At 43.6% G+C, this 16824-nt stretch carries 18 protein-coding genes and 1 tRNA gene; 7 read left to right on the forward strand and 12 right to left on the reverse strand.

Translation table 11 applies throughout. The features are described 5' to 3' along the window. The first annotated feature begins 197 nt into the window (after positions 1-197). Entirely contained in the window at positions 198-800 is a 603-nt protein-coding gene (locus BTW00_RS06615; RefSeq protein ID WP_075106754.1) for a methyltransferase domain-containing protein, read from the forward strand. On the opposite strand, the gene BTW00_RS06620 is transcribed toward BTW00_RS06615, so the two are convergent. Together BTW00_RS06620 and BTW00_RS06625 are read right to left on the reverse strand one after the other, a co-directional pair. Continuing rightward, on the reverse strand, positions 778-1464 hold the full coding sequence (locus BTW00_RS06620; RefSeq protein WP_075106755.1) for a hypothetical protein: 687 nt from the start codon (positions 1462-1464) through the stop codon (positions 778-780). The two genes, BTW00_RS06615 and BTW00_RS06620, sit on opposite strands and share 23 nt — an antisense overlap. A gap of 23 nt (positions 1465-1487) precedes the next feature. Beyond that, entirely contained in the window at positions 1488-2396 is a 909-nt protein-coding gene (locus BTW00_RS06625; RefSeq protein ID WP_075106756.1) for a hydrogen peroxide-inducible genes activator, read from the reverse strand. 266 nt (positions 2397-2662) lie between these two features. Here BTW00_RS06625 and ahpC point away from each other — a divergent pair, with 266 nt between their 5' ends. Next, the gene (gene ahpC, locus BTW00_RS06630) at positions 2663-3229 is read left to right on the forward strand and encodes an alkyl hydroperoxide reductase subunit C (RefSeq protein WP_058025494.1); all 567 of its coding nucleotides are present in this window, start codon (positions 2663-2665) and stop codon (positions 3227-3229) included. Positions 3230-3539: 310 nt separating this feature from the next. Here the strand turns inward: ahpC and BTW00_RS06635 are convergent, their stop codons facing one another. Further along, positions 3540-3788: a YdcH family protein gene (locus BTW00_RS06635; protein WP_075106757.1), complete on the reverse strand. Its 249-nt coding sequence runs from the start codon at positions 3786-3788 to the stop codon at positions 3540-3542. Between the two features lie 362 nt (positions 3789-4150). Here BTW00_RS06635 and ahpF point away from each other — a divergent pair, with 362 nt between their 5' ends. Both ahpF and BTW00_RS06645 read left to right on the forward strand, forming a co-directional pair. Further along, positions 4151-5728, forward strand: coding sequence for an alkyl hydroperoxide reductase subunit F (gene ahpF / locus BTW00_RS06640; protein ID WP_075106758.1), 1578 nt, complete (start codon positions 4151-4153; stop codon positions 5726-5728). A 264-nt stretch (positions 5729-5992) separates the two neighbouring features. Next, positions 5993-7441: a sodium:alanine symporter family protein gene (locus tag BTW00_RS06645; RefSeq protein ID WP_075106759.1), complete on the forward strand. Its 1449-nt coding sequence runs from the start codon at positions 5993-5995 to the stop codon at positions 7439-7441. Positions 7442-7514: 73 nt separating this feature from the next. On the opposite strand, the gene BTW00_RS06650 is transcribed toward BTW00_RS06645, so the two are convergent. The 5 genes from BTW00_RS06650 to BTW00_RS06670 form a co-directional block, all read right to left on the reverse strand. Then, complete coding sequence (locus BTW00_RS06650; protein ID WP_256714021.1) at positions 7515-8267, reverse strand: glutathione S-transferase family protein; 753 nt, start codon at positions 8265-8267, stop codon at positions 7515-7517. A 180-nt stretch (positions 8268-8447) separates the two neighbouring features. Continuing rightward, on the reverse strand, positions 8448-8780 hold the full coding sequence (locus BTW00_RS06655; protein WP_058025716.1) for a TIGR01244 family sulfur transferase: 333 nt from the start codon (positions 8778-8780) through the stop codon (positions 8448-8450). A gap of 72 nt (positions 8781-8852) precedes the next feature. Beyond that, positions 8853-9179: a beta-lactamase hydrolase domain-containing protein gene (locus BTW00_RS06660; protein ID WP_075106761.1), complete on the reverse strand. Its 327-nt coding sequence runs from the start codon at positions 9177-9179 to the stop codon at positions 8853-8855. A 226-nt stretch (positions 9180-9405) separates the two neighbouring features. Continuing rightward, a complete protein-coding gene (locus BTW00_RS06665; RefSeq protein ID WP_075106762.1) occupies positions 9406-11115 on the reverse strand; it encodes a SulP family inorganic anion transporter in 1710 nt (569 codons plus the stop codon). Between the two features lie 54 nt (positions 11116-11169). Beyond that, entirely contained in the window at positions 11170-11457 is a 288-nt protein-coding gene (locus tag BTW00_RS06670) for a helix-turn-helix transcriptional regulator (protein ID WP_075106774.1), read from the reverse strand. Positions 11458-11828: 371 nt separating this feature from the next. On the opposite strand from BTW00_RS06670, the gene BTW00_RS06675 reads away from it, so the two are divergent. After that, complete coding sequence (locus BTW00_RS06675; RefSeq protein WP_075106763.1) at positions 11829-12701, forward strand: MBL fold metallo-hydrolase; 873 nt, start codon at positions 11829-11831, stop codon at positions 12699-12701. Positions 12702-12840: 139 nt separating this feature from the next. Beyond that, positions 12841-13278 carry a thioredoxin gene (gene trxA, locus BTW00_RS06680; RefSeq protein WP_075106764.1) on the forward strand — a complete coding sequence of 146 codons (438 nt, stop codon included), beginning with the start codon at positions 12841-12843 and terminating at the stop codon, positions 13276-13278. Positions 13279-13417: 139 nt separating this feature from the next. Here the strand turns inward: trxA and BTW00_RS06685 are convergent, their stop codons facing one another. From BTW00_RS06685 to BTW00_RS06700, 4 genes are all read right to left on the reverse strand, one after another. Continuing rightward, on the reverse strand, positions 13418-13819 hold the full coding sequence (locus tag BTW00_RS06685; protein WP_075106765.1) for a hypothetical protein: 402 nt from the start codon (positions 13817-13819) through the stop codon (positions 13418-13420). Between the two features lie 185 nt (positions 13820-14004). Further along, positions 14005-14364 carry a SirB2 family protein gene (locus BTW00_RS06690; RefSeq protein WP_075106766.1) on the reverse strand — a complete coding sequence of 120 codons (360 nt, stop codon included), beginning with the start codon at positions 14362-14364 and terminating at the stop codon, positions 14005-14007. Between the two features lie 60 nt (positions 14365-14424). Beyond that, positions 14425-14745, reverse strand: coding sequence for a BolA family transcriptional regulator (locus BTW00_RS06695; RefSeq protein WP_058025709.1), 321 nt, complete (start codon positions 14743-14745; stop codon positions 14425-14427). Positions 14746-15043: 298 nt separating this feature from the next. Continuing rightward, positions 15044-15856, reverse strand: coding sequence for a M48 family metallopeptidase (locus tag BTW00_RS06700; protein ID WP_075106767.1), 813 nt, complete (start codon positions 15854-15856; stop codon positions 15044-15046). A 591-nt stretch (positions 15857-16447) separates the two neighbouring features. On the opposite strand from BTW00_RS06700, the gene BTW00_RS06705 reads away from it, so the two are divergent. Then, a tRNA-Gly gene (locus tag BTW00_RS06705) sits at positions 16448-16522 on the forward strand. The last annotated feature ends 302 nt before the right edge of the window (positions 16523-16824 follow it).

A 16824-nucleotide genomic window follows, 5' to 3' on the forward strand; every position in this document is an offset into this window, starting at 1 on the left:
ATAATGTATAGTCAATCCTCTATAAAAGAGTCACAGCGTCAACCTTACTTGAAGTATCACATATACATCTGCGCTTGGTTGCCTTGTCTCTCTTTTAAACTGAATCAACTATAAATAATTTCGACAAGCCTGATATAATAAGAAATAACGATACAAATCGTGTCGTTTAAATGCAATTTTATATACAAGGATGTCAGATGGAAAACGTCAATCAAGCTGAGTTTTGGCAGGAGCGCTATGAGAAAAACAGTACTGGCTGGGATATGGGACACGTATCGTCACCGCTCAAAGCTTATATTGACCAGCTGCCTGAAAGTGCCAAGGATGAGGCGATACTCGTACCAGGTGCTGGTAATGCTTACGAGGTAGGCTATCTATATGAGCAAGGATTTACCAATGTCACGTTGGTTGATTTTGCGCCAGCCCCGATTGAAGCCTTTGCGGCGCGTTATCCTGATTTCCCTTCTGAGCAGTTAATTTGTGCGAATTTTTTTAGTTTGTCAGCTGAGCAGTACCAATTTGATTGGATACTTGAGCAGACGTTTTTTTGTGCGATTAATCCAGCGCGCCGTGATGAATACGTGCAGCAGATGGCAAATCTGTTAAAGCCACAAGGCAAACTGGTTGGTTTGTTATTTGATACTGACTTTGGACGAGAGGAACCACCATTTGGTGGCACTAAAGAAGAGTACCAGCAGCGTTTTCAAAGCCATTTTGATATTGATATTATGGAGACGAGCTATAATTCACATCCAGCACGGCAAGATAGTGAGTTATTTATAAAGCTGCGAGCGAAATAAGCTCGCGCTTGATATTGTCCCGAGCTTGCGCTTCTAATTGGCTATAGTAATAATCCGTCAAATAGAGTTTGGGATGCGCTAGTAATCCTTGTAATACCGCAGTGCGCCCATCACGGTAGTTGTCATCTGCGACGTGTGCATATTCTTGACGTATTGCGTTTGCATACTGCTGATAGGTAGGCCAAGGCGCACCCAGAATACTCAAATCCATATCCAATAAGTATGCCGCATCACTGTATTTAACACTACTATATTTAATACTATCTGTCGACTCATCTATTTGATGATTGGCCGTCATCATGATGAATGCGTAGATGTCTTGGCATTGCTCTGGGCTTAGACAAGTATTCAATGCGTCTACGGCATATTCAGCGCTTTTTTGCTCATTATCTGCGCGTGTTGGGTTGTATATCACATCATGATAATACAGTGCCAACGCCACGATATGCGGCTCAGATAGGTTGTGTTTGATACTGTCAAACTGTACCAATAACTGCTCAATATGACTCAAGGTATGATAAGCCCGTTGTGATTCGCCATAATGCACAAAGATACTTTGCCAGAGTGCTTGTGCGTCGTCTGGTGTCACATCACTATTAAGAGCAGACAAGCATAAGTAAAAATGATTGCTCAGATGAGTATTCATAGGTGGCAATTCATTCATAGTTAACCCTTTTTGCCTGTCCCTTATTTTGTATTGGCCGCATCTTTAAACGCTTTATTAAATACATCTCCCAGCAGGCTGACATCATCGACACGCGCATAGTTCAGACGAGTGACAAAGGCAATATGGCGGTGTGGTCCTTCTTCAGCCAGAGGTACAGCGACGGCATTTTGGTTTTGCAGGTGCAACTGATCGAGTGCCATTTCAGGCACTAGGGTCGTGCCCATGTTGGCAAGCGCCATTTGAATCAGCGTGTTTAGGCTGGCATCCGAGAAGCTTGACTTCATCTGTGCACGGTCAAAATGACAGACAGACAACGTCTGATCGGTTAGGCAGTGCCCTTCACCAAGTAGCATGAGATTGGCAGTAGCTAGCTCGTCAGCGCTGATGGTATCAAGCTTGGCATGTACATCGTCTTTTGGGAAGACGGCAAAGAAGTCTTCACTCCAAAACTCAAAACTGTGTAGTCCATCTACGGCATACGGCAGCGCAATGATAGCCGTATCGATATGACCGTAGCGCACTTGCTCAAGCAACCGCTCGGTTTGCTGCTCAACGATAGTCATGCGGAACTCTGGATACTGAGCACGCAGGGCTGGTAGAACCTTTGGTAGCAAGTAAGGCGCAATCGTGGGAATGATACCAACGGTCATCGGATACGCCAGCGGTGTCTGATGGCTATGGGCGCGCGTGGTTAAATCGCTCACTTCAGAGAACACGCGCTGTGCCCTTGTGAGGATTTCTTGACCGATAGGGGTAATCAGTACTTGCTTGTTATTGCGCTCAAAAATCTGTGTATCTAGCTGTTTTTCTAATTCTGCGATACCCAAGCTCAGGGCAGACTGCGAAATATTGCAATCTTCGGCAGCACGTTTGAAGTGACGATGTTTGGCGACGGCTAGGGCAAACTCAAGTTGTCGTAAAGTAATCATAAAACCTCTCTTTTAATGGGTTTTTAATGTAATTTATCCTGTCAGTAAGCCTCTATAAGGCAGCAAATTACCAGTTACGTACCAATGATAGGATATAGAGAGCATAGTTTAACAAGTTTAATAAAACAAAACATCACATTAAAAACTTTTAACTGGATTAACCGTAGAATTCGCGTATAGTTTGTCGGGTAGCCCAGAAAGCTAAAGGGCTAGTTAAAAAATCCCTATAAATAATTTTAATTTACTTAACCAGAGAGGAGCCAATCATGGCATCTATTATTAATCAAGCAATCCCAGAGTTTTCAGCCGATGCATACGTAAACGGTGAGTTCAAAACCATCACCTCAGAAGACGTAAAAGGCAACTGGGCGATCTTCCTATTTTACCCAGCTGATTTTACCTTTGTTTGCCCAACTGAACTAGAAGACATGGCCGCTCATTACGACGAGCTAAAAGGTTTGGGTGTTGAAGTATACTCAGTATCAACTGATACGCATTTCACGCACAAAGCATGGCATGATTCTTCAGAAGCGATCGGCAAAGTACAGTATCCAATGATCGGCGATCCTACTGGTAAAATCACTCGCGGCTTCAATGTCATGATTGAAGAAGCAGGTTTAGCAGAGCGTGGTACGTTCCTAGTAGATCCTGATGGTCTGATCCAAGTAGCAGAAATTCATGCTGGCGGTATTGGCCGTAGCGCAAAAGATATGCTACGTAAAGTAAAAGCCGCTCAGTATGTTCGTGAGAACGATGGCGAAGTTTGCCCAGCAGCTTGGGAGCAAGGCGGCGATACACTTAAGCCAAGTCTTGACCTAGTTGGTAAAATCTAAGTAGCTATTTCATCCCTTAGATAAAGTAGCGCTGACTTTTATACTTTTAGTGTGAATCAGTTCTACAAATAAAGACCCCATTAACTGATGTTGATGGGGTTTTTTATGGCGCTAGCTACAATCTTATGAGTCTTATTTATTGATCATAATCGTAGTAGGCGTAGTATAGTGAATTCAGTATAAAAACGATACAGTGGGACTGGGATAAATTTTTCGCAGCCTCTGTCTGCGTAGGCACAGCACGCAAGGAAAATTTAGACCAGTTCCACCTTGATATATAATGTATTTGTTTTATTTAGGATTGACTATATCAGGCGCGAGATTGTTCTTTATTTTTATCAATAATCTTATAAATCTCGTCTTTGAGATGTAATTTACGCCGTTTCATTTGTTCTATTTCTTCTTCACGGCTAGCATGCTTGACTAGATCTTTTTCGAGATAATTGATTTTTTGGTCAAGCTCGGTATGCTCATCAAAAATATTCGCAAAATGACTGTCTTTGAGCTTCAGTTCGGCAATAATATCTCTATTATCGTGGAAAGTATCTGTTTTTCTCATGTGTTCATCCTTGTCATGAAACGCAAGCTTGTCACAAGCAATCGCGTATTGTTTTAAAAAGACGGCTTAACTTAAGAACTATTCTCGATTGTAGCGAAAAAATAACCCAGTTACTATCGCTATTATCCACCAGTATATTTGTATTTAATTGATTAAACCTATTAACGATTGGTTTTATAAAACGTAAGGTTTGAGTTTCTCAGCTTGCCCAAATGCTGCGAACACCTGATAATAGGGTCATTCAAGAGCGAAAGCTCGATATATACAATGTTTTTTATAAAATTATTAAGTGTAAGAATTTCATATTTAGGCGTGCAGCATGACAGTTGCCGTTACATATTCAGTCATAATGAGGAACAAACATGATAGATCAGAATTTATTAGACGCAGTTAAGACATATAGCGAAAACATGACGCGCCCGATTACTTTTGTATTGGGTAGCGGTGAGCACAGCAAACGCGCTGAACTCATTGATTTTTTGACCAAGATTGCTGGTACAACTGACAAAATTAACTTCGATGCAGAAGCGACTGACGACAGCCTGCCAAGCGCGATTAGTTTTAAAGTAGTCAGTCATGTTGATGGAGACACTACTGACACAGGTATCGTATTCAGTGGTATTCCTGGTGGTCACGAGTTTACCTCATTGATCCTAGCCATTTTGCAAGCGGGTGGTCATACGCTAAAATTGGATGACGGTATCCAAAAGCTAGTCAAGCGCTTTAATAAGCCATTACAGTTCCAGACCTATGTGTCATTATCGTGCCATAGCTGCCCAGAAGTGGTTCAGGCATTGAACCAATTTGCGCTACTAAACGATGGTATCAGCAATGAGATGATTGATGGCGCGCTATTTCAAGAGCAAGTAGAAGCAAACAAAATCCAAGGTGTGCCGGCCGTATTTTTGAACGGTAAACCATTTGCCAATGGTCTGATCGACACTGCCAAGTTGATTGGAAAATTACAAGAGCAGTTCCCAGATTTGCTGGCAGATGTGGAAGATGACGCTGAGCAATTAGAGCAGCAAGATGTCACTATCATCGGTGCGGGTCCTGCAGGCGTTGCAGCAGCTATTTATACTGCGCGTAAAGGTCTGAAAGTGACCATGGTTGCTGACCGCATCGGTGGACAAGTCAAAGACACACAGGACATCGAAAACTTGATCTCTGTGCCTTTAACCAACGGTACTGATTTATCGACTAATTTCGTCAAGCACTTGGCTGAATACAACATCACGCTAAAAGAGCATGTCAGTGTGAAAGACATCGGTGAGACAGAAGAAGAAAACTACAGCATCAACCTAAATACTGGTGAGACGTTTGAGACACGCAGTATTATCTTGGCTACAGGTGCCCAGTGGCGTAAGCTTGGCGTACCGGGCGAAGAAGAAAACATCGGTAAAGGCGTGGCATTTTGTGCCCACTGCGACGGTCCATTCTTTAAAGGTAAAGATATCTCAGTGATCGGCGGTGGTAACTCAGGCGTCGAGGCTGCGCTAGATTTGGCAGGCATTGTTAAGCACGTCACGGTTTTAGAGTTCGCTGATGAGTTAAAAGCAGACCAAGTATTGATCAATAAAGCCAAAGAAAAATCTAATATTGAATTCATCACTGGCGCTGCGACGCAAGAGATCAAGGCGACTGATGGCAAAGTATCGTCCATCGTCTATCAAGATCGCAGCACAGGCGAGACGCATGAGCGTGATTTATCAGGCGTGTTTGTACAAATCGGTCTCGTACCAAACACTGAATTTGTCAAAGGCTTTGTCGATTTAAACCGCTTTGGCGAGATTGAGATTGATGAGCGCTGCCGCACCGATCGCAAAGGTATATTTGCTTGCGGTGATGTAACCACCGTACCATTTAAGCAGATTAATATTGCAATGGGTGAGGGTAGTAAAGCAGCATTGGCAGCATTTGAATATTTGGTTATGCAGTAAGCTTCAGTATCAGAATTAGTATCAGAAGAAAAAGCCACCTTAATTGAGGTGGCTTTTTTTTGCGTTTTTATAGGAATTTTTCTATAGAATAGCGCCTAAAGTTTAAAAACCAGTCATTTTGATGAGTGAACAAAGCAATTTCTCTTGAAAAATGTCATCATTTACGTTACAAATGCGCCATTTTCGTTACAAATACGGGTCTTAGATGCGATAATAAGCCCAATAAAACCTATCATAGCGTCATGAACTATAAGGAAAATAGGCATGGAATATATAGAATCTTTTTTTGCCCTAGTCGGGGATCTAACATGGGGCTGGGCACTCGTGCCTATGTTAATTATTTTTGGTTTATTATTTACCATTGTGGGCAGGTTCGCTCAGTTTACATATTTTAAACGTATGTTCCGTGTGTTTAAGACGGACGAAGTAGGAGACGACGGCATTTCTGCCCGTCAGGCGTTGCTCGTGTCGATCGGCGGACGTGTTGGCGGTGGTAACATTGCTGGTGTTGCCGTTGCAATCTCTTTAGGTGGTCCCGGTGCAGTTTTTTGGATGTGGGTTGTGGCACTCATCGGCATGATGACCAGTATTGTTGAATGTAGCTTGGCTCAGCTTTACAAGCGCAGAGACAATGATGGTAACTTTCGCGGCGGCCCTGCAACTTATATTTTACACGGTTTAGGTAAAGATTATCGTTGGCTCGCTGTCATTTATGCTATTGCTTTACTACTGTCTTTTTCCATTGGATTTATCGCATTCCAAGGTAATACGGTAGCAGGTTCCGCGCTTGAAAGCTTCGGGATTGATCGCTGGATATCAGGTGCGGTACTGGTGGTTGCGGGTGGATTTATCGTCTTTGGTGGTATCCAGCGTATTGCAAAAGTCGCTGACGTGGTGATTCCTGTAATGGCGCTGATTTACATCGGGATGGCACTAATTATCATCGTGTTGAATATCGCCGATCTGCCTGCACTGATGGCAATGATTGTCAAAAATGCATTTGGTATTGAATCCGTCGTTGGTGGCGGTATCGGTGTGGCGATTGAGCAAGGCATGAAGCGCGGTCTGTTCTCTAATGAGGCAGGTTTGGGTTCTGCGCCTAACATTGCCGCGACCGCTTATGCCACGCATCCAGTCAGTCAAGGTATCTCGCAGTCACTATCAGTATTTATCGATACCATCGTTGTCTGTAGTGCCACGGCATTTATGATTTTGCTCAGTGGCGTTTATCAGCCAGGTGCTGAAGTTGATGGTATTGTACTGGCGCAGCAAGCGCTCACCGCTCAGCTTGGTGATTGGTCACAGTACGTGTTAACCATCTCGCTACTATTGTTTGCATTAAGCTCGATCATGTATAACTACTATATGGGCGAAAATGCGATTAACTTCTTGGTTAAGAAGAATACTAAAACGGCAACCTTGGTGTTGCGTGTTGTGGTGATTGCGATCTTGTTCTTGGGCGCAGTCGCTCCAGCAGCTACCACCGTGTTCTTCTTCGCCGATCCATTGATGGGCGTACTGGCACTTGCCAACTTACTTGCCTTGATTATGCTGTTCCCACGTGCCAAGCGCTTACTTGACGATTTTGCCCGTCAATTAAAATCAGGCGTCAAAGAGCCATTATTCGATGCGCAAGAGTATGAGAAATTAGATCTCGATCTGAGTGCATGGGGCAAAAAAGCAGTAAAAGAGGCATTAGAGCAAAAACAGTAAGACGTTATACTCGAAGTCTTATCAAACAAAAAACCACTTTAGCCAAGCTGAAGTGGTTTTTTTCTGGAAGGTATTATTTAGCTGACAAAACACCCGATAACGAGACAATCTCACCCGCTTCATCTTCTTCAATCATCCGTGTCTCTTGCAGTGCTGCTTGAATCCAAGCCTTGATATGCGGGTTATTCAGCATGGTCTGACAATACTGCTTGGTCAGTGGTTGCAAAGTGATATTGGACGCATCGGCGTAGGTCTGTAATCGCAGCACTACTGGGGCAAAAAAGACATCAGCTGCTGTGAAATGTCCAAACAAATAGCTGTCCGTGGAACGTCCTTTTAAGCAATCGGTAAAAATATCCTCAATACGGGCAATGTCTGCTAAGCACGCCTCACTTGGATGTATCTTAGCAGTCGCTCTGATATTCATCGGCATCTCATTACGAATACCTGATAATCCTGAATGCATCTCAGCAATGATGCTTTGGCAATAAGCGCTGTTGATACTATTTTGATGGTCAGTTTGAGCGTTAGTGTCAGATTTGCTGATACCCGTCCAAATATTGATATCCGTAAAATACTCATTAACATGCATCGCAATGGCGAGCGTATCCCAAACAGTGACTTTTTGATCGCCTTGACCATAAACAAGGACAGGGACTTTATCCGTTGGTGAATGCGCCTCAAGTATTGGGCGGGCTGAGGGATCAAACAATTCAATCAGCTGCTCGTCAAAGTCAACGCTAAACGCTTTTAGCAATAGCCACGCCCGTAGCGACCAAGAGGAGTAGTTCTTATTGCCGATGATCAGTAGTGGTTTTTGCATCATATAGTCCTATCAAACCATATCCATAAAATTTTATTATGTGCTCAATGTCGAAAATTAACCAGTCTATAACTTGCGTGATATCTCTATCATTCAAATGATATCCCAAAAAAAAGCCCATCCAAAATCTGGACGGGCATTTTTATTTTTAGCGGTAGCAAATTTTATTAGATTAATAACAAGCTAGTCATCTAACAAATCCATTTGCTTGGCGGCTTCATAGATACCGTTTGAGCGGTTACCCGTACGGCAAAAGATAAGCATTGGCTGCTCAGCTTGATTAAAAAAATCTGCAAATGCTTCAACGTGAGTTTGATTCAGCTCGTTACCTGCAAATGAGATTTCTTTGTATGCAAGTCCTGCTTCTTTAGCAGCGGCTTCGATTTCTGCGCTGGTTGGTTGATTTGGTTCTTCACCGTCAGGGCGATTATTGATAATGGTTTTAAAGCCGTTTTCGGCAATCATAGGCACTTGGTCAGGGGTGATTTGTCCGGTAAAGCTAACTTCATGGCTCATAGGAGCTCCTTTTTTATTGGTTCGGTGGGTGTTATAAAATAATGGGCGATTCAACGAGAGCGATAAGCGAGGCTATAGCAGGCCTTGCATCAATGCGCTTTGATACAGTAGTTTGGCTCGCGCGCCCGTACCGCAAAACATCAGTATGGGCTTTGGCATCGAATGGTAAAAGTCAGCAAACTGCTCCACGGTCAGCATACTTAAGCGCTCATCATCGAATGGCAGATGATGATAGGTTAGGTTTGCTTCCTTCGTGGCAGTTGCCAAATCACAGCTGTTGGGCTGTGTTTCGATCTCAGCGTCTGGACGTATATTGAGCACTGAGCGATAGCCAAGCTCGGCAATTTTGATACATTGGCTTGGATAAATTTGCTTATAAATCGTTATGTCATCAGTCATAAATAGCTTCAGTTATCGTTGTTAATATATATTTATTATTGAGGTCGTGGCAGAAATTATCAAAATGGGGTCAAGCATTGTTGAGAATGAAAAAATAGGATGATATGTGTTTATGTACCATTAGCCTCTGTTCAGTCAATTTAGCATAACACAGGCTCTATCATAGCGATATTGTGCAATAGACGACAGTAGCGATTGAAAGTGTGGTACAGAAATAATGACGCAGCTAGATGTCCTTTAAGGCATCGACGGCATCTAATGTACTGAGATAAACTTGCCCTGACAGCTCACTAATGAGCGGGGTCTGTCCGATGATATCCATGACAGGCCCTTTTATAAAACTAAAATGTAAGCGCTTGTCTTGCAGCGCAAGCTCTTTATTTAAGGTACTGAGCATCTCTTGTGCCGTCAGATCGATATGATTGACCGCGGCCATAATCAAAACAATTTCCTGCGCTGCTGGATATTGCTGCATGGCATTTAGAATACGACGATGTACCGATTCACTATTACCAAAAAACAAACTCTCATCGATACGCAGCATCAATAAATTGTCAAAAGTCACCACATCGTGACGATTGATATTGCGAAAGTGTCCTGTACCGCCCAGCTGTCCCACGATGGCGACATGTGGCTTACTCGATTGCCAGATGAGACTGGCGAATGACACCATCAGACCAATGACCAGCCCTGTATTTAGCCCAAATATAAGCACACCGACGAATGCAGCCAAAAAACTAGCCCCATCCAAGCGATCACGTTGCCAAGCAGACTTCAAGGTTGCAATATCTATCAGACCAATGATAGAAGCCATGATGGTTGCACCGAGTAACGCATAAGGCAAGGGTGCGAGCGCATTGCTAAAGGCAATCAGCGCGGCAATCATTACCAGCACCGTCACAAGGCTGGCAAGGGGTGTCTTTGCACCTGAATCAGCATTGATCGCCGTGCGCGAAAAGCCACCTGCGACCGCAAAGCTTTGAAACAGCCCGCCAGACAGATTGGCAAGACCAAGACCCGTCAGCTCATGGTTGGCATCGAAGCTCTCACCACGCAAGCGTGCGTAAGTACTGGCAACGGAACTGCTAGAAACAAAGACGATCAGTGCCATCAATCCTGCAGTCGGCAAGAGCTTGAGCGCTTCCTGTAGATCGGTCATATGCGGTAGCGTAAAGCTGGGTAAACCTTGTGGAATACTACCAATGGTCGCAACCCCTAGCGAGTCCCAGTGCAATAGCATACTCAGAACGATAGCAATACCCAGTAAAACCAGTGGAAATAAACGTTCGGCCCATTTGGCATACGATGATGACAGCCACGTTCGCCATACCCATTGACTCGCATAGCGGTTAGCGACCAACAGCGAAAACGCGATAATACCAATCACTAACGTTAGCGGATGCACCTGACTGGCATAGTGCTGCATGGTAGATAAATAGCCAACCAAGCTGCTACCAGCAATAGGAATCGCCATCAGATACTTTAGCTGACTGACAAAGATAAGTACTGCCGCGCCGCTCACAAAACCTGCTGAGACGCCGCGACTGATAAACTGCATAATCCAGCCAAGCTTTAACCGCCCTGCAATCCACAGCAGTGCGCCTACCATCAACGCCAATAAACTCGCCATCAGAGCATACTGCTCTGTGCCTTGCTCAGCATAAGGCAGTAGACCACTGGCCGTCATAATAGCGGTGATCGCGACGGGCCCAACAGCTTGTACGTTGCTAGAACCCAGCCAAGCATAGACGAGCACAGGCACGATCGCAGAATACAGACCATACACGGGCGGCAGACCAGCAAGTACTGCATAGCCTAGGCTTTGCGGTATCACCAATACGCCCACCACCAGTCCTGCGACGAGATCGGTCGGTAACGCTGTGAGCTGGTATTGGCGCAGCCAAGTAGGAATCAGACGAGCAGCGATAGAAGACATATCAATACATCACCAAGATAGAAAGCAGTATAAAACAGTCAAGCGAGTACGGCATTATTCGGTTTTGGCACAAAATCTCTGATAAAGCAGATCTAACACGGCCAAGGCATCGTCACTTGCGATGCTATAGTAGATTTGCTTGCCTTCACGGCGTGTCGCAACCAGCTCGTCTTTACGCAAGATACCTAACTGCTGCGACAAGCTTGGTTGTCCAACACCGACCAGTCCTTCAAGCTCACCGACGCAGTATTCACCTTGTGTCAACTGGCAGAGTAGAAGTAAGCGGTCAGGGTGCGAGAGCGACTTTAGTAGCTGGCTGGCTTGCATCGAGGCTTGTTGCATTTGTTTAGCCAGATCGATAGATGAAAAGTCTGCGCTATCAGATGACACATCATCGTTAGCGCTGTGAGTAGACATACTCATTGCTGAATTAGAAGTAGCCAGAATAAGCTCCTTATATAATAAGGCAGTCACTGCCATATTATTTTTAATAATATATGGTTGATTATCAATGATATCGCGCCACATAGCAAGATATCATTATTTACATTATATAAATTGATAAAATGTATTGCAGTTGCTATATTGGTGATAACAAATAATTCGTAAATATAAGCAAACATTATATACGACTCAATATCATACTTAAGGGTTAATTAGAGATAAAAAAAGCCCTATAGCAAAAACATTCATAGATAAGTAAAGAGGCAACCATGCAAGTTCATTCTTTCTTAGATAGAGACACAGAAACCTACACTCATGTACTCGCCGATGTCGAGCAGCAAGTGTGTGCGATTGTCGATCCCGTATTAAATTTTGATGCAAAATCAGGCAGGACGAGCACGAGCAGCGTTGACGAGGTCATTGAGTTCGTACGTGAAAATGATTGGATGCTCAAGTACATTATTGAAACTCATGCTCATGCTGATCATTTATCGGCGGCCATCCACGTCAAAGAAAGCCTTGGTGGGCAATTGGTCATGGGTCAGCACATCACCGAAGTACAAAAAATATTTAAGCAAATCTTTAACTTTGATACCAGTTTCCGCACCGATGCCAGTCAGTTTGATATTTTGACGGACGATGGTGAGACACTAGCGCTCGGCAGTATTACAATCACAGCCATGTATGTGCCAGGTCATACTCGTGCTGATATGGCTTATATGGCATCTGATAATGAGAAAACAGTGGTGTTCGTCGGCGATACATTGTTTGCGCCTGACGTGGGTACCGCTCGCTGTGATTTCCCAGGTGGTGACGCAAAGACGCTTTATCGCTCTATTCAAAAACTGCTCGCACTCCCTGAAGATACTGTGATGTACTTGTGTCATGACTATCCGCGTGAGAGTCGCCAGCACTGCCCAACGACTACCGTTGCTGCCCAAAAATTAGAAAATATCCATGTCAAAGACAGTATCAACGAAGCAGAGTTTGTGCAAATGCGTGAGCGCCGCGATGCGACCTTGGACATGCCGCGTCTGATTATACCAGCGGTACAAGTGAATATTGATGCGGGGAACTTTCCAGAGCCAGAAGATAACGGTACGCGCTATCTAAAAGTACCCATCAATGCCCTTGGTGAATAAATCAAAGCGTGTCATGACTAAAAAATATGATATATCACGTCGCGCTGTAGGGTAGGCACTTATCTATAAATGTTTATGCTAAAATTATTGATACAAACCGATCGAGACACTCCAGAACAATTAAAATAGGACACAGATAATGAGTGAACACAGTTTTCATTTAGTATGCCTGCATTGCCACGCAACCAATCGTGTTCCGGCTGCACGGCTAAGCGCTGCACCGAAATGCGGTAAATGTAGTCAATCATTATTGACCGCAAGCCCGCATGAGCTTAATGCACAAACGGCCAATAAGGTTATCCAAAAAAACGACGTATTGACCATCGTAGATTTTTGGGCGAGCTGGTGCCAGCCGTGCATTATGATGGCACCAGAGTTCAAGACGGCTGCTGGTCAATTGCCGCAGGTAGTGTTTGCCAAAGTACAGACGGATAAATATGAGCAAGCGGCAGCCCCTTATAATATCCGAAGCTTACCGACGATGGTTGCCTTTAGAAATGGTAAGGAAGTCGCGCGTCAGTCAGGCGCACTACCAAGCAATCAAATCATCCAGTGGGTGCAAAGCCTGCAGGCGTAGGGCTTAGTAAAGTAGTATTACTCAGATTAGATTATGACTCATCAAAGTTATAGCCATAAAAAAGCCAATATGCTGAGCGCGTATTGGCTTTTTTGTTATGTCACGATTCTATCTTAACGAAAGTGCAGATCGCTAAATCTTATTCACCATAAATCTTGATGCCATTGGCAAAACTACAACGTTGAATACGGGCAGATTGGACAATCGCATCGCGCTCACCATAGAGCCGCGATAACTTTGCGTCACGCGCTTTGGTGTTGTCACTTTTGCCAACCCCAAAGCTAATATTGGGAGAGATACCCCAGCGTCCTGCAGAAATCCCCACGCCCACGCCGGACGCTGCAAAAGTAGATTGCTCATTGCGCGCCGCTTCGACATAACGGTTGACGCGATTGTATTCTTGGCTCAATGCTTGGCAATCATAGTTTTGATAAGTGCTGGGCGGCACATATTGCGGCGTGACATTACCCGTAGAGGCACAGCCTGAGAGCGCAAAAACGCCAACTGTTGCCAGTAGTGTCGCTGTGGTGAACGTTTTCATAGTGGCTCCATTAGGCTAAGTAATTGTATTTATATCTATTTAAGATAGCAAAAATAGCATGTTTAATATATTGAAAAAATATAAATGGTTAAATGTTTTACGGTCTTATCAATACGGCTGCTTGTGCGATAGCAGTACGATATTTACTCAAAATATTAAAGCGCTGCTACAACGACAATTACTTATCAAAATAGGTTGGCGGGTTTGGCAAAGGCGAGTATTACAATGCCAACATATGCGATAGCTGAAATCAGGATACCTGTTTTGCTCTGAGTGGGTGTCGCATGGGCATTAAAGGCTTTGATGCTTGAGCTAATCGCTGCGATAAGTAAGATGATTTTGGCAAATACCCACTGTACAGGCGCATTAACACTCATCAGTTGCATGAGCATGATCGCGCCTGATACGATAAGTAATGCATAGATAATATGAGTGGCGATCTTGACCACGCGTGGCGCGCGTCTATTTGCGCTGAGCACTAAGTAGCTTTGATATAAGAACAGCACAATGGTCAGTACTGCCATCAGCATGTGTAGATGTTTCATCGAATATTGCTCCTGCTAGAACTGCATTATATGGGCTTATTTAAAACATTTTATTGTCAGCTATTTATTTTGACCCGCGCATAATGGACTGTCAGGGCTTTGACCTTGCCACTCTGTCGGTGTATAAGCATGAATGGCTAAGGCATGTACTTGACCGCCTTGGGACGTCAATAAAGGCGTAACCAATCCATATATTAGCTGATGACGCCCGACCAGTCGCTTGCCCTCGAATGCCTCACTGACAATAGTGAGCTTAAAGTGGCTTTCTTTACCTTCGAAATAGCCAGCATGGGCCATTGACTCATTGATTAGTTCAATGTGCTGCGGCTCTAGAGCCTGTAGCTTGGCATGAAGTGCATCGGCGGTAGGTGTAGTGCTCATAACAATCCTTCAATGTATATTGCGCAATTCTATTAGGCAATCTGCAAATGATATCTATCGGCATTATAGCAGACATAGAAACCAGTATAGCGCGCGTTTTAAGACCTCTTAAACTGTGACAACCATAAATAGTAAAAGTAAAATAGTAAAAGTAAAATAGTAAAAGTAAAATAGTAAAAGTAAAATAGTAAAAGTAAAATAGTAAAAGTAAAAAAGCAAAGCGCAGCTCAGAGTCTGTACTTTGCTTTTTGGTATTTGCGCACTTCATGAGTCGTAGCTTAATACGCTAAGTCACGTGTTAACGACGCGCCTTTTGATACAGTGGCATTACTTTTGGCATCAATGATTGTAGCTCCGCGATACGGCTGCTGCTCGTTGGGTGAGTGCTTAGGAATTGAGGCGGCTCGCCTTGGCTCGCACGCTGCATTTTTTGCCATAAAGTAATAGCGGCCTGCGGGTTATAACCTGCGCGCGCCATTAACTCAAGACCAATTTGATCGGCTTCGCTCTCTTGGGTACGACTGTGCGGACGGCTCAAGCCTAGATCGCCAGCAACGCTTGCTAGCTGTGCTTGACCTTGTGATAGACCAAAGATACTAGCAGCAACACCGATACCTGTTTGGGTCGCGTATTCGCGTGAGATGCGTTCACGTGAGTGCTCACGTAATGCGTGAGAGATTTCATGACCCATGATCGCAGCAATCTCATCATCAGTTAAGTTCAGACGGTCAATGATGCCTGAGTAAAACATAACCTTACCACCTGGCATAACAAAAGCATTCAACTGATCAGATTTGATCGTGTGTACTTCCCATTTCCATTTTACTGCATCTGCACGATAAACACCCACTTGACCAACCAAACGATTAGCAATTTTTTTCAAGCGATTCAATTGGGCGGTATTGGTATCTAATACACCTTTTGATCTTGCATCTTGCAGTGTCTTCGCGTAGCTCTGTGCAGATAACTGCAGTACTTGCTCGCTAGAAACCAACAATAACTGCTGACGATCAACGCCAACGGCACCAGTATTGGTCGTACTGGTACAACCAGTCAATGTCAGCGCGGACAATGAAGCCGCCATCACACCAGTGGTCAATAGTTTTTTCATGAAAAGCATCCTCTCGATAAATGGTAAAAAGCAAAATCAAACAAAGTAAATCGCGTTGCAGTAGGTAATGGCGCTATTTTTTATGGCTCTTTATCAGCGCCCAATCACCTACTAAGACAATAAAAGCCTATTCGAGCTGTCATTGTAGATAAGTATAATAATGTTAACCAAGTAAAACCAAGATAGGAAAAGTAACAATAGAGCGTATGATTGTAAGTGAAACAGACATTGCTAATAATGAAGTAACTTTCTGCTTTTAGTGATAACAAAGAACTTTCTATAGTCAAGTCATGTACAAACGTGACACAAGGTAAATTGTAGAGCGATAAGGTTTAATCAAAGTAGTAGGTATCAATGACAGAGGATAAACCTCAAAGTGCTATTATTAATATAAAATAATTTATATTTTTCTAAAAGTAATTCCTGTTTTTAAATCAATTGCTTATGTTACATTTCCTCAAAAACGAAGGTCTGGACTGAAAATATTAGCCATAATTTTTAAAAAAGGTGTTGACACCCACAGAATATTTGCTAAAATAGCCAGCCTATCGAGACGGAGTAGTTGTTAACAACACGACGATTCGATAATAAGCGGGAATAGCTCAGTGGTAGAGCATAACCTTGCCAAGGTTGGGGTCGAGAGTTCGAATCTCTTTTCCCGCTCCAAATATAGCTTGAAAAAGCGCAAAAAGCCTCACTTTATAGTGAGGCTTTTTTTTATGCGTAAAATCCGACTTAGCGCTACTTTTTAGATAAATAACCGAAGACAAAGGACAGATCGACGCTCTATGGAAAGAAAACAAGGTAGCAATAGCTGTCATGAGTGCTATGCACTAGACGTATCAACTTAAATACTTGAGTATTTTCAATCTATAAGCAATACAAGGGCACGTCATGCCACCAAAACCGCTCACCCAGATCAGCGCCCAGCTCGCCTTTATTATCTCAGCCATCGTCATCGCCATCAT

The sequence above is a fragment of the Psychrobacter sp. C 20.9 genome (genome assembly GCF_001921765.1).
Lineage (GTDB): Bacteria > Pseudomonadota > Gammaproteobacteria > Pseudomonadales > Moraxellaceae > Psychrobacter > Psychrobacter piscatorii_B.

What these genes read in the sequence shown, in the direction of transcription:
- BTW00_RS06615 (WP_075106754.1), top strand. Translation starts at nt 198, where the DNA reads ATGGAAAACGTCAATCAAGCTGAGTTTTGGCAGGAGCGCTATGAGAAA.
- BTW00_RS06620 (WP_075106755.1), bottom strand. Translation starts at nt 1,464, where the DNA reads ATGAATGAATTGCCACCTATGAATACTCATCTGAGCAATCATTTTTAC.
- BTW00_RS06625 (WP_075106756.1), bottom strand. Translation starts at nt 2,396, where the DNA reads ATGATTACTTTACGACAACTTGAGTTTGCCCTAGCCGTCGCCAAACAT.
- ahpC (WP_058025494.1), top strand. Translation starts at nt 2,663, where the DNA reads ATGGCATCTATTATTAATCAAGCAATCCCAGAGTTTTCAGCCGATGCA.
- BTW00_RS06635 (WP_075106757.1), bottom strand. Translation starts at nt 3,788, where the DNA reads ATGAGAAAAACAGATACTTTCCACGATAATAGAGATATTATTGCCGAA.
- ahpF (WP_075106758.1), top strand. Translation starts at nt 4,151, where the DNA reads ATGATAGATCAGAATTTATTAGACGCAGTTAAGACATATAGCGAAAAC.
- BTW00_RS06645 (WP_075106759.1), top strand. Translation starts at nt 5,993, where the DNA reads ATGGAATATATAGAATCTTTTTTTGCCCTAGTCGGGGATCTAACATGG.
- BTW00_RS06650 (WP_256714021.1), bottom strand. Translation starts at nt 8,267, where the DNA reads ATGATGCAAAAACCACTACTGATCATCGGCAATAAGAACTACTCCTCT.
- BTW00_RS06655 (WP_058025716.1), bottom strand. Translation starts at nt 8,780, where the DNA reads ATGAGCCATGAAGTTAGCTTTACCGGACAAATCACCCCTGACCAAGTG.
- BTW00_RS06660 (WP_075106761.1), bottom strand. Translation starts at nt 9,179, where the DNA reads ATGACTGATGACATAACGATTTATAAGCAAATTTATCCAAGCCAATGT.
- BTW00_RS06665 (WP_075106762.1), bottom strand. Translation starts at nt 11,115, where the DNA reads ATGTCTTCTATCGCTGCTCGTCTGATTCCTACTTGGCTGCGCCAATAC.
- BTW00_RS06670 (WP_075106774.1), bottom strand. Translation starts at nt 11,457, where the DNA reads ATGCAACAAGCCTCGATGCAAGCCAGCCAGCTACTAAAGTCGCTCTCG.
- BTW00_RS06675 (WP_075106763.1), top strand. Translation starts at nt 11,829, where the DNA reads ATGCAAGTTCATTCTTTCTTAGATAGAGACACAGAAACCTACACTCAT.
- trxA (WP_075106764.1), top strand. Translation starts at nt 12,841, where the DNA reads ATGAGTGAACACAGTTTTCATTTAGTATGCCTGCATTGCCACGCAACC.
- BTW00_RS06685 (WP_075106765.1), bottom strand. Translation starts at nt 13,819, where the DNA reads ATGAAAACGTTCACCACAGCGACACTACTGGCAACAGTTGGCGTTTTT.
- BTW00_RS06690 (WP_075106766.1), bottom strand. Translation starts at nt 14,364, where the DNA reads ATGAAACATCTACACATGCTGATGGCAGTACTGACCATTGTGCTGTTC.
- BTW00_RS06695 (WP_058025709.1), bottom strand. Translation starts at nt 14,745, where the DNA reads ATGAGCACTACACCTACCGCCGATGCACTTCATGCCAAGCTACAGGCT.
- BTW00_RS06700 (WP_075106767.1), bottom strand. Translation starts at nt 15,856, where the DNA reads ATGAAAAAACTATTGACCACTGGTGTGATGGCGGCTTCATTGTCCGCG.